At 45.9% G+C, this 15382-nt stretch carries 18 protein-coding genes and 1 other annotated feature; of the genes, 17 read left to right on the top strand and 1 reads right to left on the bottom strand.

Annotated features, from left to right (window positions below; genetic code table 11):
• Positions 1-22 precede the first annotated feature (22 nt).
• From mreC to obgE, 11 genes are all read left to right on the top strand, one after another.
• Entirely contained in the window at positions 23-901 is an 879-nt protein-coding gene (gene mreC / locus M3N64_RS00915; protein ID WP_249095595.1) for a rod shape-determining protein MreC, read from the top strand.
• Positions 898-1413, top strand: a complete 516-nt coding sequence (mreD, locus tag M3N64_RS00910) for a rod shape-determining protein MreD (protein WP_249095592.1) — start codon at positions 898-900, stop codon at positions 1411-1413. The genes mreC and mreD overlap by 4 nt, the downstream gene beginning before the upstream one ends.
• Before the next feature lie 134 nt (positions 1414-1547).
• Positions 1548-2246 (top strand): septum site-determining protein MinC, encoded by a 699-nt coding sequence (gene minC / locus M3N64_RS00905; protein WP_249095589.1) that lies wholly within the window; start codon positions 1548-1550, stop codon positions 2244-2246.
• Positions 2247-2264: 18 nt separating this feature from the next.
• Complete coding sequence (minD, locus tag M3N64_RS00900; protein WP_249095587.1) at positions 2265-3062, top strand: septum site-determining protein MinD; 798 nt, start codon at positions 2265-2267, stop codon at positions 3060-3062.
• Positions 3063-3747: 685 nt separating this feature from the next.
• Complete coding sequence (locus M3N64_RS00895; RefSeq protein WP_249095584.1) at positions 3748-4542, top strand: M23 family metallopeptidase; 795 nt, start codon at positions 3748-3750, stop codon at positions 4540-4542.
• Positions 4535-5374, top strand: coding sequence for a site-2 protease family protein (locus M3N64_RS00890; RefSeq protein ID WP_249095581.1), 840 nt, complete (start codon positions 4535-4537; stop codon positions 5372-5374). The genes M3N64_RS00895 and M3N64_RS00890 overlap by 8 nt, the downstream gene beginning before the upstream one ends.
• Before the next feature lie 64 nt (positions 5375-5438).
• Positions 5439-6575 (top strand): ribonuclease E/G, encoded by a 1137-nt coding sequence (locus M3N64_RS00885; RefSeq protein ID WP_249095577.1) that lies wholly within the window; start codon positions 5439-5441, stop codon positions 6573-6575.
• 69 nt (positions 6576-6644) lie between these two features.
• Positions 6645-6726 (top strand) — a sequence feature (ribosomal protein L21 leader region).
• A gap of 49 nt (positions 6727-6775) precedes the next feature.
• Positions 6776-7084, top strand: a complete 309-nt coding sequence (gene rplU, locus M3N64_RS00880) for a 50S ribosomal protein L21 (RefSeq protein ID WP_249095559.1) — start codon at positions 6776-6778, stop codon at positions 7082-7084.
• 12 nt (positions 7085-7096) lie between these two features.
• On the top strand, positions 7097-7426 hold the full coding sequence (locus M3N64_RS00875; RefSeq protein ID WP_249095556.1) for a ribosomal-processing cysteine protease Prp: 330 nt from the start codon (positions 7097-7099) through the stop codon (positions 7424-7426).
• 15 nt (positions 7427-7441) lie between these two features.
• On the top strand, positions 7442-7738 hold the full coding sequence (gene rpmA, locus M3N64_RS00870; RefSeq protein ID WP_249095552.1) for a 50S ribosomal protein L27: 297 nt from the start codon (positions 7442-7444) through the stop codon (positions 7736-7738).
• Between the two features lie 202 nt (positions 7739-7940).
• Entirely contained in the window at positions 7941-9224 is a 1284-nt protein-coding gene (gene obgE / locus M3N64_RS00865; RefSeq protein ID WP_249096836.1) for a GTPase ObgE, read from the top strand.
• A gap of 9 nt (positions 9225-9233) precedes the next feature.
• Here the strand turns inward: obgE and M3N64_RS00860 are convergent, their stop codons facing one another.
• A complete protein-coding gene (locus M3N64_RS00860; RefSeq protein ID WP_249095536.1) occupies positions 9234-9764 on the bottom strand; it encodes a transcription repressor NadR in 531 nt (176 codons plus the stop codon).
• Between the two features lie 322 nt (positions 9765-10086).
• Here M3N64_RS00860 and M3N64_RS00855 point away from each other — a divergent pair, with 322 nt between their 5' ends.
• The 6 genes from M3N64_RS00855 to M3N64_RS00830 all read left to right on the top strand — a co-directional run bounded on the left by M3N64_RS00855 (position 10087) and on the right by M3N64_RS00830 (position 15221).
• Entirely contained in the window at positions 10087-11538 is a 1452-nt protein-coding gene (locus M3N64_RS00855) for a LysM peptidoglycan-binding domain-containing protein (protein ID WP_249095533.1), read from the top strand.
• 107 nt (positions 11539-11645) lie between these two features.
• Positions 11646-12212, top strand: coding sequence for a YhcN/YlaJ family sporulation lipoprotein (locus tag M3N64_RS00850; protein WP_249095505.1), 567 nt, complete (start codon positions 11646-11648; stop codon positions 12210-12212).
• A 193-nt stretch (positions 12213-12405) separates the two neighbouring features.
• Positions 12406-13131, top strand: a complete 726-nt coding sequence (locus tag M3N64_RS00845) for a YebC/PmpR family DNA-binding transcriptional regulator (protein WP_249095502.1) — start codon at positions 12406-12408, stop codon at positions 13129-13131.
• Positions 13132-13398: 267 nt separating this feature from the next.
• Positions 13399-13998: a Holliday junction branch migration protein RuvA gene (gene ruvA, locus M3N64_RS00840; protein WP_249095498.1), complete on the top strand. Its 600-nt coding sequence runs from the start codon at positions 13399-13401 to the stop codon at positions 13996-13998.
• A gap of 12 nt (positions 13999-14010) precedes the next feature.
• Complete coding sequence (ruvB, locus tag M3N64_RS00835; RefSeq protein ID WP_249095481.1) at positions 14011-15018, top strand: Holliday junction branch migration DNA helicase RuvB; 1008 nt, start codon at positions 14011-14013, stop codon at positions 15016-15018.
• Entirely contained in the window at positions 15018-15221 is a 204-nt protein-coding gene (locus tag M3N64_RS00830) for a DUF2905 domain-containing protein (RefSeq protein WP_249095451.1), read from the top strand. The genes ruvB and M3N64_RS00830 overlap by 1 nt, the downstream gene beginning before the upstream one ends.
• Positions 15222-15382 lie beyond the last annotated feature (161 nt).

Here is a 15382-nt window from a genome sequence, read left to right as displayed (position 1 = left end):
TCATGATTAAGCAGGTGTCTGTATGCCTTCATTTTTTTCAAATAAAAAATTAATTATACTACTGACGAGCCTGATTATTTTGATTGCGCTAATCAGCTATTCTCTCAGACAGGGGAACCGATCGACATGGACTGAACAATTTGTTCAGGATGTGATCGGCGGATTTCAATATGTAGTTAGTGTACCCGCTCGTTATGCAGCGGGTTTCTTTCAGAATGTCAATGACATCGAACGTGCCTATCAGGAAAATAAAAAACTGAAAGAAAATCTAGCAAATTATGCAAGTGTTGAACAGGAAAACAGAGATCTGGCTGCACAGAACAAAGAACTCAAGGCACTTATTGGCATGAAAAATGATCCCGCTCTTTCCGATTACAAAAAATATTCGGCTACTCTGATCGGTCGTTCATATGATCAATGGAATCAGCTGATTACTATTGATAAAGGTAAGGTGAACGGCATAAAAAACGGTATGCCGGTGATCACATCGGGTAAAAGACTGATCGGCAGTGTAACCAAAGCTGGCAACTTTACAAGTAAGGTGTCGCTGATTTCCGATGATCAGAATACAAATCAGATTTCGGCAATGATCCTGCCAAAAAAGGGTGCACCGATTTTCGGAATGATTGAAGGCTATGACCAAAGTAAAGGTGTATTGACTTTTGCCAAAATACCGATTAAAGCGAAAGTGTCAAAAGGGCAGGTAGTCACAACATCGGGGCTGAGTGGCAAATATACAAAGGGATTGGTTGTTGGAACCATTACACAAGTGACAACGGATCAGTATGGTCTGACAAAGACGGCGCTGATAAAACCCGCGGCGGATTTGAATCATCTGAACTATGTGCTTGTTTTGGACCGGCAGGCACAGGAGTCCGGTGGAGGGGGGAAGGGTGATTGAAGCAAAGCAAGATCTTCATTCTTCTTCTCTTTCTTTTTCTCATTCAGGGCACGGTCATGCCTTTGTTGCCTTTTAGCGATGCATGGGGAAAGGTGCAGCCGGTTTCGGAGTTTGTTTTTGTTGCTCTGATCCTGACCTCCTTTTTTGGTTCACTGAGCCTGAGCTTGCGCTACGCGCTTATATTTGGTTTTTTAACCGATATTGTTTATTCGTCCATTCTCGGTGTGTACGCGTTTTGTTTTGGCGTGACCGTCTATTTAGTGCATGCCCTCTCCAAATGGGTAAATTTAAACGCTGTGATGACTGTTTTGCTTGTTTCATTAGGGATTTGCATGGTGCAGGCGGAAATCTATCTGATTTATTCCATGATTGGCATTGCAAAACAGCAAATTGAATTTTTCTTTCAATATCATCTCCTGCCGACTATCGGATTGAATGCTCTATTTACATTATTGCTTTATTATCCATATAAACGCCTTTTGGAAAAGATTGCTGATGCCATTGAAAAATAACGCAAAATTGCCGATACATAATTCGTTAGTTCTCTTTGAGTGTACCGTGATTGTTAATGCGTTTTTTCTCAGCATTTATGAAGGACTTTTTCCTTCTCGCATTGAATATCAAACATATCGAGGTGAAAATCCCGATGTCAGTCATACAGCCTCTGGTGACAATGAAAGGCAGAAAAGACGGGCTCGTTCTTGTTATGGATGAAACGTGTGCCTATCGTGATTTAGTGCATGAACTCAAGGTTAAATTAACCGAAAACACGAACCTATATAAGGATGGCCCGATCATCTCAGTTAAGGTTCAGGTAGGAAACCGTTATATCAGTACAGAACAGCGGGAACAGCTGAGGGACATCATTCATGCATTTGAGCGTCTAAAAGTGGACGAGATTCAGTCCAACGTCATGTCACTTGAAGAGATTGCTCAAAAACAGAAGCAGGAACGAATCATTCGAATGGCCCGAATCATTCGCTCGGGCCAGGTGCTCTCAGTAGAAGGTGACTTGTTGCTGATCGGTGATGTCAACCCTGGGGGCAAGGTTTCGGCCTCTGGCAATATTTATATATTGGGTGCTCTGCGCGGTATAGCTTCCGCAGGACTGGCCAACGACGGAAAAGGCGCGGTCATTGTGGCATCACTGATGATGCCGACACAGCTGAAAATCGGACAGGTCATCAGTCGAAATGAGTACAGTGCGGTCGAAGAAATGAAAGAAGATCATCTGCTTGAATGTGCGTACCTGGATGAAAAGATTGGAAAAATTGTGATCGACAGATTGCACACCGCGTTAAAGAAGCAAAATCTGTCATTAACGCTGAATAAGTTGTTAGATTGAGATAAAGGGGTGTTAACGATGGGGGAAGCAATCGTTGTGACTTCAGGCAAGGGTGGTGTCGGGAAAACGACGACGTCAGCAAATATCGGCACTGTGCTTGCATTGCAGGGGAAAAAAGTATGCCTTGTGGATACAGACATTGGATTACGCAATCTTGATGTGGTCATGGGGCTTGAGAACCGGATCATCTATGACCTTGTCGATGTTGCCCAAGGGCGGTGCAAACTGAATCAGGCGCTGGTCAAAGATAAACGCTTTGAGTGTCTGAGCATGCTCCCGGCTGCGCAGACAACTGATAAAACAGCAGTCAAACCAGCTGAGATGAAGAAAATGGTCGATGAGCTGAAGGCGGACTTCGATTATGTAATCATCGATTGTCCGGCGGGAATCGAACGTGGTTTTCGCAATGCTGTTGCGGGTGCAGATCATGCGATTGTTGTGACCACTCCTGAAATCTCTTCAGTGCGTGATGCTGACCGCATTATTGGTTTACTGGAACAAGAGGAGCAGGTTACACCGCCTCGACTGATTATCAATCGTATCCGCCAGCATCTGCTGAAAAGCGGCGATATGCTGGAAATCGATGAGATCATGAATATTTTAGCGATTGATTTGCTTGGCATTGTCGTTGATGATGATCGTGTCATTTCTTCTTCCAACAAAGGAGAACCGATTGCCTTAGATCCGAATTCACGGGCTTCGCAGGCCTATCGAAATATCGGCAGGCGTATTTTGGGTGAGACAGTGCCTTTGATGGTTCTGGATGAAAAAGGCGGATTTTTCCATCGAATGAAAGCCTTGCTTGGTATGCGATAAAAAAACGGATAGGCAGCTGCTCCAAAAGGGTACTGAGCTTTTGTTGCGTTGCTCATATCAGCGGAAATCGCCTGCTCAAGGTCAACCAAAATGCTTCTGGGACTTCGCTACCCGCAACTTAATATCAAAACGTATGTTTTTTAGGGTATCTCATAAGTCAGCAGACTTCTGAGGCCCTTTTTTTCAGGTAAAGTATATGATTTTTCCTCCATATCAAATCAAAACTGAATCATGTCCAAGTATCAAAGCGGAGGTGTGAGACAGCCTGCGGAGCGTTCCTGCTGATCGCAGGCCAAAGGAGATCTCGCAGGTTTCGGCCTGTCTGAGGAGGCTCCTGAACTGCCCACGGCAAGCGAGCAGCTGAAGCGCCGATTCAGTACCGTAAAAACACGAAAGCCACCGGAAGTAAGACTAGGCTTAGCCTAGTTTTTCTTATACTATAAGAAAGTACATAAATTTTAAGGAACATAGTATAAGTGCGACGTTTTTGCCTTTGCCAGAGGTTTGACAAAACCAAGTTTTCTAATATTCATAATTTACTAAATCATATGTGCTGCTGTTTATGCGTCCACCATTCATAAACGGCCTGACTACTGCATAAAAATCTTATTGAGAATGGCAAATTGCTGTCAATGGACCAACCGGTTCAATGCATAAGATGGACAAGGCAGAAAGGAAGTCGGCCATGAAGAACTATATGGACTACAGACGCAGACATGAGCAGAGAAAAAGGCAAAGGTTGATCAATCTGCAAACACCGTTAAAATCATATTCGGATGACGGAATGGGCACTTTACATCAACATACACGGCCATACTGGGAAGATACGGACGAACAAGTCAGACCTTCAAACCATCATCTGCGCCGCTTCATGATTCAGTGCGTGATGTCTGCCCTCCTTGTAGGTGCTGTGTATTGGATAAATGAAAATGAAAACAGTCAACTGCGAAAAATCAAAACATCCATAGATACGGCAATGACACAAGAATTTCAATTTGCAACGGTTTCTGACTGGTATCAGCAGCATTTGGGTGATCCGATTGGATTTTTACCAGGTTTCAACGATCAGAAAGCAACGAAAGCATCCGATGAGCAACTTGTTAAGAATGGGACCGGTTCACAGTCTTCCTCATTCACTGAACCTGTGGTGGGACAAGTTAAATCTCCTTACAGCAGCGAAACCAAAGGGGTAACCGTTGAAACATCTACCCATTCCGAGGTTAAAGCCGTAAAAGACGGACTCGTTGTTTTCGTTGGCGAAAAAAAGGGGATCGGCGAGACGGTGGTCATCCAGCATAAAGACAGCGATGAGTCCTGGTACGGCAAATTGGATAAAGCGAATGTCAAAGTATATCAGGAGGTGAAAAAAGGACAAAAAATCGGTATTACCTCGGGAAAAGATAAAAAAGGAACTTTTTATTTCGCGTTGAAAAAAGGAGAAAAGTTTATCGACCCTATTCAGGTGATGTCCTTTGATTAGTCTGCTGCGCTGTGTGCGTATTCATCCGGTTTTCTGGCTGGTGATCGCTGCTGGCACGTTAACCGGTCATTTATGGGATACAGCTATTGCCTTTTTCATCGTTTTCGTTCATGAACTGGGTCACGCGGCGGCAGCCCAATTGTTTCACTGGAAGATTAATGAAATCGAATTGCTTCCGTTTGGTGGAGTCGCAAAATTTAATGAGCGCGAAATCTATCCATTTTATCAGGAGTGTGTCGTCATCATTGCCGGACCGCTGCAAAACCTGTGGTTGCCGCTGCTTTCCTATGCGATGCTTCGTTTCCCGTTCTGGGGAGAAAATCAACATGCGATTTTCTTAGCACAAAACAGTGCGCTGCTGCTTTTTAATCTTCTGCCGGTCTGGCCTCTGGATGGCGGACGGCTGGTTGATCTGATGCTGGAAATTGCTTATCCTTTTAAGCAAGCCTGCAAACGAATACTTGCTTTTTCATTTGGCGCATTGCTGCTTTTCAGTGGACTGGCACTTTGGCATTTTCCTTTCTCCATTAATCTTTGGATTATTCTTGCTTTCATTATGCTGGCCATCTATAAAGAATGGCGCGTGCTCCCTTTCCGTTTTATGCGCTTTTTAATTGCCGTTTCCGTTCATCGCGGCAGACCCATGCGTTTGAAGCGACTGATTGTTTCCAGGGATGCACCGCTTCCTCAGGTGTTTGCGATGTACTATCGGAATGCCGAGCATCGTATTCATATTGACGGCATCAACAATTCCGGCATTGATGGAAACGAGCTTGCCAGTCAATATCTTAGCGGACGCTGTGCAGGGACAACAATAGGGGATTGTCGCTGATTTTGATTCGGTTGCGATTATGGTCGGTATTTGCGATAATGATGCTGAATGCGGGGGATGAATGGTGTCTCAGACAACATTGGTGTTGGAGCAAGAAGCGGACGGCATTCGCGCTGCTTTTCTGGAAAACGGAACTGTCGTATCCTTTTACTTTCAGCCAAATTCAGATGATGCTCGAGTGGGTGACATCTACATCGGACGGGTGCTTAAAAATCGATTTGAACAGATTGGCTGTTTTATCGATCTTGGCGGTGGTCGGAGCGGATTTCTGCCGCACTCAAAGTGTGGCAATCGGCCGCCGGTGGCCGGTGAACGATTGCTGGTGCAGGTTACTAAGGAACGAAGGGAAGCAAAAGTTCCCGAATTAACCGACCAAGTGCAGATCAAGGGCAGACTGCTGATCTATCTGCCGCTCAATCATTATGTCACGGTATCACGCCGCATTTCGTCAGATCAGTGTGAACGCTTAAAAAAAACGGTGATGGAGTGGTGCACTTCAGGAGATGGAGCGATTGTCCGTACACAGGCGGAAGGATGCTCATACAACAGTCTTCATGAAGAATTTGACGTACTCCGAAAAAAATGGCTGTCCATTCTGTCGCACAGCGATAATCATCAAGGGAAAACACGTATTTTCAGACAATTTTCTTTTGCCATGGCACTATTGAATGAAAACCGTTTTCCATCAAACTGCACAGTCATCGCTAATTTTCCGGTCCGTAAAGAAGATCTTCCGCCAAACACAGAGTTTATTTATCAGCCGGAAGAGGAACTTTTTCTTAAACGAAAAATTGAAATGGAGTATAAAAATGCATTGAAGCCATTTGTGCCGATAACAGATGGTGCTTCATTAATGATTGAATATACCGATGCACTGACGGCGATTGATGTCAATTCGGGCAGCGCAGCATTTGCCAGGGATCGGGAACACACTGCACTGGAAATTAACTGCCACGCGGCCAGGGAAATTGCAAAGCAACTGAGGCTGCGGCAAATCGGCGGATTGATTGTTATTGATTTTCTTCGTATGGAAAAAGAGCAAAGTCGTACACGATTGCTGCAGGAGCTGAAACGTGCGGTCAGTCCGGATCCGTGCAGTGTGCGTGTGTACGGGTTTACCCGGATTGGTCTGGTCGAGCTGACCAGAACGCGCGTGCGCTCCGGGCTGCGCACTTATGCACAATTGAAAGGAAAAGTATGATTATTGACATTCGCAGGCCCACTATGCTAAGATAAACCACGTTATTGTGTTGTTTTGAGGCTTAGGAGCATCTCGCTCCAACCGCTCGGAACTGGCTCTTAATGCCCCTTCTTAGACGGGCAGCCTTTCTCCGGCGAGTCTGAGAATGACAGAGCCTGGAAATTTTTTCCGGCTATGATCTTAAAGGAGGTGCATCAAGGATGTATGCAATTATTGAAACCGGCGGCAAACAGCTGAAGGTTGAAGAAGGAAAGTCGATCGTTGTTGAAAAGCTTGCTGCGGAAACCGGTGACACAGTGACTTTTGACAAAGTCCTTTTTGTCGGCGGCGAAGACGTTAAAGTCGGCGCTCCGACAGTGGAAGGAGCAAGTGTAACGGCGAAGGTTGTTGAACAGGGGCGCGATAAGAAAATTATCGTCTTCAAGTTCAAGAAAAGAAAGAACTATCGCCGTAAACAAGGTCACAGACAGCCTTTCACGAAACTTGTGATTGAAAAGATCAATGCGTGAGGATGATTTTCTGTGGTTGTACTGACTGTTCAGCGTGACCGTCAGGGGAAAATTGCTGCTTTTAAAATGAGCGGTCATGCAGACAGCGGACCACACGGTCAGGATCTCGTCTGTGCAGCAGTATCGGCTGTTGCATTTGGAGCCATTAATGCTGTTGAATCGCTTGCTGGTCTGAGCATGAATGTGCAGCAGGCCAGGGACGGCGGCTATCTTGAATGCAGCATTTCCGGGTGTTCGCCAAAAGCTGATCTTGAGCGTGCTCAATTGATCTTGGAGGCAATGCTTGTCTCAATGCGTACCATTGAAAAATCCTATGGGCAATATATAAGAATTAATGATTGAGGAGGTGCTTAGAGCATGCTGAAATTAGATCTTCAATTTTTCTCATCGAAAAAAGGTGTTGGTAGTACAAAGAATGGTCGTGACTCCATCGCAAAACGTCTTGGTGCTAAAAGAGCAGACGGGCAAACGGTGACGAGCGGATCGATTCTGTACCGCCAGCGCGGAACGAAAATCTATCCGGGTACCAATGTTGGTCGCGGCGGTGATGATACATTGTACGCAAAGGCCGATGGTGTGGTTAAGTTTGAAAAATTTGGTCACAACCGTAAGAGAGTCAGTGTTTACCCGGTAGAAGCTGTAAAAGAAGCGTAATAAGCGATTTTATGCAATGAACTGAGGCGGCAGATGGTTTTTGCGTGAGCAAAAAAGAGCATCTGCCGCCTTTTTTGTCTTGTTATGTCCGGCTTTAGCAGGAAACAGCAGACCGTCTGCAGCAGGGACACGTATTATTATAATCAACGGATTAAACACTATGGGTTGGGGCAGAGTGTTTAAAAGAAGTGAGGTGGACGATATGTTTGTCGATCAAGTGAATGTATTCGTTAAAGGCGGCGATGGTGGAAATGGAATGGTCGCCTTCAGACGTGAAAAATATGTGCCAGACGGCGGCCCTGCCGGAGGTGACGGTGGCAAAGGTGCCGACGTGATTTTTGAAGTAAATGAAGGGCTAAGGACACTTATGGATTTCCGTTACAAACGTCATTTTAAAGGACAGAAAGGCGAGAATGGGCGTACGAAAAACCAGCACGGAAAAAGTGCACCGCCACTTGTTGTCCAGGTACCGCCTGGAACGGTCGTCAGAGACAGAGAAACCGGTCAATTGATTGCGGATCTGACCGAAAACAAGCAGCGTGCAATCATTGCTGCCGGGGGTCGCGGCGGTCGCGGAAACACCCGTTTTTCAACGCCGGCCAACCCTGCGCCCTATATATCCGAAAACGGAGCACCAGGCGAAGAGAAAGAAGTTCAACTGGAATTGAAGCTGCTCGCTGATGCAGGACTTGTCGGATTTCCAAGTGTCGGAAAATCAACGCTGCTCTCAGTTGTTACTTCAGCAAAACCGAAAATCGCCGAATATCATTTTACAACGCTGGCGCCGAATCTGGGTGTGGTCTCTGTAGATGAAGGAAGAAGTTTTGTTCTTGCCGACCTTCCGGGACTGATCGAGGGCGCGAGCAGTGGTGCGGGACTTGGCTATCAGTTTTTACGCCATATCGAACGGACACGGGTCATTATACATGTTGTTGATATGTCGGGAAGTGAAGGCAGAGACCCGTATGATGACTTTGTCAAAATTAACGAAGAACTGAAAAGTTATCAGCTGCGTCTGCTTGAGCGTCCGCAGATTGTTGCCGCATCAAAAATGGACATGCCAGACGCTGAAAAAAATCTTGAAGCTTTCAAGAAGAAAATGGATCCAGACATTCAGATTTTCCCGATTTCATCGTTAGTGAAATCAGGACTGCAGTCGATGATCACTGCAGTCTATAACCTGATACTGGAAACACCTGAATTTCCGGTTAAGCAGGCGGAAGAAGCAGAAGAAAAAGCGGTATTTGCATTTGATAAAGACGAACCACCTTTTGTCATCACAAGAGATGCAGATGGTATTTATAATGTATCGGGTCCAAAGGTCGAACAATTATTTAAAATGACTAATTTTCAATTTGACGAGGCCGTACGGCGCTTTGCAAGACAGTTACGTGGAATGGGCATTGATGACGCACTTCGCAAAAAAGGCGTCAGGGACGGTGATACAGTCCGTGTTATGGATTTTGAATTCGAATATACAGATTAAAGAGGCAGGCTAGAGCAGATAGCCTGCCTCTTTTAATGAAGCCGTTGCTCGATCAAGTTTCTCAGACGAGTCAGCTTCAAGTTCGTGAAGATGTACGCCACCAGTCAATGATGAGAGCAGGGACGCTCCGGATTTTTCCAGGTTATCAATGAAGTGCTGCACATCATTTAAATTACGGATCATTAATGAACGGGTAATTTCACCATAGAGTGGATGCTCAACCGTTACGTTAAGGACAGTCACGCCACATTTTACAATTCGTGTCAGTTCATCTTCAGTCTCGGAGATCGTATGATTGCAGGCGACCATTTTGGTAATTGAGTGGGCGTGTGGCTTCTGCAGTAAAAGATAGCCTTGAGAAGTGGCAATAATGGGTTTTCCGGCCGCTTTGAGCAGAGAAATATCCTGGACAATCACTTGCCGGCTCACTTGCATTTTTTCTGCTAAATCATTTCCTTTAATCGGGTCGTCGGCTGATTTTAACAGATCCAGGATGATTGTTCGACGTTCCTCGGCTGACTTTCGCTTCTTTTGCACCATTAAATCGTACACTCCATTGTTCGTTTTACAGGACAGGTTTTGTTAACCCTTGAAAACACGTTTTCACTATGCATCGTTTTGTTCTGAATCAGATCAATAAAACATGTCTTGACCATCGTATCCTGCGGAAGCAGGGGCGTGTTATGCCCGGCTTTTCTTCTCGCAATATTAAGTATAAAACAAAATAATGCTTCTGTGCATTGTTAGATTATGTACGTTCAAAATAAGGACACCATTTTCACAAGTTTCCCCGGGGAAGAGTGGCAAAACGCCCAGAACAGCCATATACATATAATGACTTTCACAGGAGGGATGGGAAACCGTGAAATTATATGTTGTCCAAAAGGGCGATACTTTGGAGAAGATCGCCCATAAACACGGCATGACTATTGACGAATTCAGGAAGATGAATACAAATTTAACCGAAGGATCGCTTGCTCAGGGGATGAAGGTGAGAGTAGCGATTGGAAAACAACCGATCAAACGGGCGGCGGTATCATCCAATGAACGTTCGGAAGCAGTACACCACGCTGCTACTCAGCAGCAACCAGCCCAGCAAGTACCGCAGCCAGCTGCTCCGTCACCAGAAGCGCCGGCAAAGCCAAAACCAAAACCAAATCTCTCGGGAGCGCAAAGCCAGTCAGATAATGAAGCAACAACTGATTATTCACAAATTCTATACCCAAAACATCCGCAAAATAATTGGACACCGGAAGGGCTCGGGTCTTACCCTGATTTTTCTTCGCCAGCCGCGGTCAGCCCGGAAACCGGCGGTCCAGTACAGAGCGGAAATGCGACCTCTTATTATCCAATGGGCAGCTTTGGCAATCCTTTCAATGCGGCTGTACAAAGTGGCTCGAATCTTGGAAATGGAGCAGTACAGGGCCCAAACACAGGTCATGTGGTGAGCCCCGTGTCACAAGGTCCAAACATGGGGAACGTGGTGAGTCCGGCAACACAAGGTCCAAACATGGGTCATGCGATCAGTCCTGCGGCGCAGAGCCCAAACATGGGGAACGTGGTGAGTCCGGCAACACAAGGTCCAAACATGGGTCCTGCGGTGAGCCCTGCGGCGCAGAGCCCAAACACGGGGAACGTGGTGAGTCCGGTAACACAAGGTCCAAACATGGGTCATGCGGTGAGTCCTGCGGCGCAGAGCCCAAACACGGGGAACGTGGTGAGTCCGGTAACGCAGAGCCCGAACACAGGTCATGTGGTGAGTCCGGCACAGGGAAATGGCTCCAATCCTTATTATCCGAATACAACTGTCGGAAATACATGGAAGAACCCTGTGTACTATCCGGCACAAGCTGGAAAAGCAAATAAACAAAGTCCGCAGCTGCAGCCATGGAACGGCCCGCAACCACAATATCCGATCAGTCAAAAAAATGTGACACTCGATAAAGCGTTTGTCAGTGGCAATCATGCACAGAATAACACGAAAGCGCCGTGGATGAATCAGCAAATTACGGGTGCGCCAAAGAAACCGATCATGCCACAGACGTCTCCGACCGGTACAAGCAAGTTGTCTCCATTAGATTATGGAACATTGGGCGGCAATCCATATGCGTATCCGTCTTCGAAAGCGCAACCTAAAAAGCCTTGCAACTGCGGCGGACCGGTATCACCTTTACCCTATGGCGGGATGTCAGCCCCGGGTTACTATGGAGGTAATCAGCCGCCTCATCCGCAGCCATTGCCATACTGGGCAATGCCGAATGTATCGGCACCAGTTTATCAGCCGCAGTCACCTTCTTCAAAAACGAAGCAATAAATAATGGCTGTACACTTATCTAAATTCTGCCAAAATAACGGTAAAAATTCATAAGCGTAAAAAAAGCTCCCTTCACACATGATAAAGTGCGAAAGGGGGAGAAAATCTTGAAAAAAGCAATGATTAAGTTGGGTACAGTGCTTTCATTAAGCGCTCTGCTAGCCGGATGTCAGGCGGGGCCGAATAACGCTGCCTACCAGCGTCCGAACGCACCCAGAGATGTCACATATCGGACCAATAATACAAATCCGAATGTGCCGGACTACACCAACCTGAATGACAACAATGCGAATACGAATCAGATCAATCAGGTAAGTGACAAAGATCAGAGGAAGCTGGCTAAACGAATTGCTGATCGTGCTGCTTCTGTCGACGGTGTAGACAAGGCGCATGTTTTGGTAACCGGAAACAGTGTTGCTATCGGTGCGGTTCCAGATAAAGGACAGACGGACCGTGCCAACCTAAGGAAAAAAATTCGTCTGTCTGTACTTCCGCTTGCTGGTAATCGTGAAGTATTAGTATCCACCGATAACCGTTATGTTAAACGAATCACAGCTGCGGAAACGCCAATTAATGCGGGTAAAGCGACACAGGAAGTCCGTTCAGACGTTGTCGGTATCATCAACGACCTTGCAAATGCGGTAAAACGTCCGTTTCAAAACAACAGCAAATAAAACTCTGAAATGAATAGAGCGAGGGCTTATGCCTTTGCTCTTTTTTTCGGTATAAAAAATGGTTATAATGGGAACGGAACATTTTCAGCGGCACGAGCTGAACGGGATGAAGACGGACAAGAAATTATGTTCCTGTTGAATTCTGTTTATTGGCAACCTGATTGAGCCGCAACAGTTTGGGAGGAGAAAGACGATGTCTGGACATTCAAAATGGAATAATATTCAACATAAAAAGAATGCGATGGATGCTGCACGCGGGAAAATTTTTATGAGACTGTCTAAGGATATTTTCCTGGAAGCACGCCATGGGGGCGGAGATCCGACGATGAATGCCGGATTACGTCATGCCATCGAAAAAGCGAAGGCCGCCAACATGCCCAATGACAATATTTCCAGGGCAATAAAAAAAGCGACCGGAGACCTGGACGGTGTCACTTATGAAGAAATAACTTATGAAGGCTATGGTCCTGGCGGCGTTGCCGTAATGGTTGATGTCTTAACGGATAATCGGAACCGTTCGGCATCGGATATTCGCCATGCATTTACGAAGGCAGGCGGAAATCTGGGTGAATCAGGCAGTGTCGCTTTTTTGTTTAATAAACAAGGCATTATTGAAATTGAGAAAAAAGAGGGCCTGGATGAAGATACGGTAATGATGGATGCCGTTGAGGCGGGTGCAGACGACATGAATACGGAAGATGACCGGTATGTTATTGTGACTGCGCCCGAAGCGTTCGAAGATGTTCGCAAACATCTGGAAGTGAAAAATTATGAGATTGACCGGGCTGAAGTGGTCATGATACCAACCACAAAAACTGCACTGACAGGCGCTGATTTGGAAAAAATGGAAACCTTGCTTCAGATGCTGGAAGATAACGACGACGTTCAAGATATTTACAGCAACCTTGAAGAAGCATAAATTCGTGCTTTATGTGTTGGAGAGAGGGACATTCAGAACGAGTGTCCCTTTTTTATACTATAAGAAAGTTTAAAATTAAGCGGATTATAGTATAAGTGCGACCGCGGCTTTGCCTTCGCCAGAGGCCTGGCGAAGGCAAGTTTTCTAACTTTCTATACGCATGTACGTCTTTATCGACAGATTGATTTTAATTGGGACTAATGAGCGCCATATGCTATGATAAACAAAGGCATAAATTTAGAAACGAACGGATAGGGAGCTATCAATGTGTTTGATTATATCCAAGGAATACTGACTTATTTATCCGGTGGCGGAATTGTTATTGAGCAGAGTGGAATCGGTTATCGAATTATTTGCCCGAATCCATTCAGCTACCAGCCCCAGATCAATCAAGAAACAAAAGTATATCTTTATCAGTACGTTCGTGAAGACGCAAATATTTTATATGGTTTTCAGACGCGGGAAGAACGGGAGCTGTTTGTTCGGCTGCTCTCTGTATCGGGCATTGGTCCGAAAAATGCACTGGCTATCCTTGCTGCAGGCGATCCGGATGAAGTGATCAGAGCCATTGAAACAGAGAACGTCAACTATCTGACCCGCTTTCCGGGCATTGGTCGTAAAACGGCAGGACAAATCGTTCTTGATTTAAAAGGAAAACTGCAGGAATTTTCTGTGCATCCCACTGCTGGTGAGGCAGATGATACGAAAGTTCGGATCGAGCATGCCTTGTCTGAAGCATTGGATGTTCTGTCTATGCTTGGCTATTCTGAGCGTGAATTGAGAAAAATACTGCCTCAACTGAAGAAGCAGGATCTGAGTGCTGAAAACTATGTTAAAGAAGCATTGAAACGGCTGTCGAAGGTGTAAAGGAGGAGGGGTATGGAAGAAGATCATTTGCTGTCCAGTGATTCAACACTGGAAGATCAGGGACTGGAACAGTCCATACGTCCTGCCAGCCTTGATCATTATATCGGTCAGGAATCGATTAAACAGAATCTGAAAGTCTTCATTGCTGCGGCGAAGGCACGTCACGAACCGCTTGACCACGTATTGCTTTACGGTCCGCCGGGCCTTGGTAAAACAACACTGTCCATGATTATCGCAACAGAAATGAATGCAGGAATACGCACAACGTCCGGTCCTGCACTGGAACGCCCGGGTGATCTTGCCGCGGTTCTCTCTTCTCTCGAACCCGGTGATGTGCTGTTTATTGATGAAATTCATCGGCTTCCCCGACACGTGGAAGAAATACTGTACCCGGCAATGGAAGATTTTTGTATGGACATTGTCATTGGAAAGGATGAAACGGCGCATTCCGTGCGGATTAGTCTGCCGCCCTTCACACTTGTGGGTGCCACAACTCGTGCCGGATATTTATCGCCTCCGCTTCGGGATCGTTTCGGAGTGATTAGTCGTCTCCAGTTTTACAGTCCAGAAGAATTGTCGCTGATTATAAAAAGAACGGCTTCTGTATTGCACACGGATATAGAGGAAGATGCATGCTTTGAAATTGCACGCCGGTCGCGCGGCACGCCGCGAGTAGCCAATCGGCTGCTGAAACGGATCCGGGATTTTGCTCAGGTTGAAAGCAACGGTGTTATTGACCGAAAAACAGCTCGGGATGCTCTTCGCCGTCTGCATGTTGATGAAGTTGGTCTGGATCATATTGATCACCAGTTACTGACAGGAATGATTAGTCAATTTCACGGTGGACCAGTGGGGCTGGACACACTTGCGGCGGCAATCGGTGAAGAACGCCACACCATTGAGGATGTACATGAACCTTATCTGCTGCAAATCGGTTTTATACAGCGGACACCACGCGGACGTATCGTTACTGATCAGGCATACAAACATTTCCATTTGGAACGAGGAGATCGTAACTGATGGGCGATTTCGGCAAACTTCTAATGACTTTGGGCATCGTTATGTTCCTGGTGGGGCTTTGCTGGCCGCTGATCGGACGTCTGCCTGGAGATTTTATCTTCAAAAAGGGTCATGTAACTTTCGTTTTTCCAGTGGTTACATGCATCATGATCAGTGTTGTTTTGTCTCTGATTCTGTATTTGATCAGGCGTTTTTTTAATTAAATGTGAATGGATATTGCTCTATGCAGTGGTCGCTGTTAACCTTGCTGATGGCTTTCCGACTTATTTTCGCAGGATGAAAACTGGGTGCTACACGACGGAGAAGCTTATCCGTGATGTCGGAGCTGTGCAGTGAGACTAGACTGTTTGTAAAAGCGTTTAAA

It is taken from the genome of Sporolactobacillus mangiferae (assembly GCF_023336505.1).
GTDB classification, from domain to species: domain Bacteria; phylum Bacillota; class Bacilli; order Bacillales; family Sporolactobacillaceae; genus Sporolactobacillus; species Sporolactobacillus mangiferae.
This window is presented reverse-complemented; position numbering and strand designations above follow the sequence as displayed.

Coding starts and splice junctions, on each gene's coding strand:
- mreC (WP_249095595.1), top strand. CDS start 23: ATGCCTTCATTTTTTTCAAATAAAAAATTAATTATACTACTGACGAGC.
- minC (WP_249095589.1), top strand. CDS start 1,548: ATGTCAGTCATACAGCCTCTGGTGACAATGAAAGGCAGAAAAGACGGG.
- minD (WP_249095587.1), top strand. CDS start 2,265: ATGGGGGAAGCAATCGTTGTGACTTCAGGCAAGGGTGGTGTCGGGAAA.
- M3N64_RS00895 (WP_249095584.1), top strand. CDS start 3,748: ATGAAGAACTATATGGACTACAGACGCAGACATGAGCAGAGAAAAAGG.
- rplU (WP_249095559.1), top strand. CDS start 6,776: ATGTATGCAATTATTGAAACCGGCGGCAAACAGCTGAAGGTTGAAGAA.
- rpmA (WP_249095552.1), top strand. CDS start 7,442: ATGCTGAAATTAGATCTTCAATTTTTCTCATCGAAAAAAGGTGTTGGT.
- obgE (WP_249096836.1), top strand. CDS start 7,941: ATGTTTGTCGATCAAGTGAATGTATTCGTTAAAGGCGGCGATGGTGGA.
- M3N64_RS00860 (WP_249095536.1), bottom strand. CDS start 9,764: ATGGTGCAAAAGAAGCGAAAGTCAGCCGAGGAACGTCGAACAATCATC.
- M3N64_RS00845 (WP_249095502.1), top strand. CDS start 12,406: ATGTCTGGACATTCAAAATGGAATAATATTCAACATAAAAAGAATGCG.
- ruvB (WP_249095481.1), top strand. CDS start 14,011: ATGGAAGAAGATCATTTGCTGTCCAGTGATTCAACACTGGAAGATCAG.
- M3N64_RS00830 (WP_249095451.1), top strand. CDS start 15,018: ATGGGCGATTTCGGCAAACTTCTAATGACTTTGGGCATCGTTATGTTC.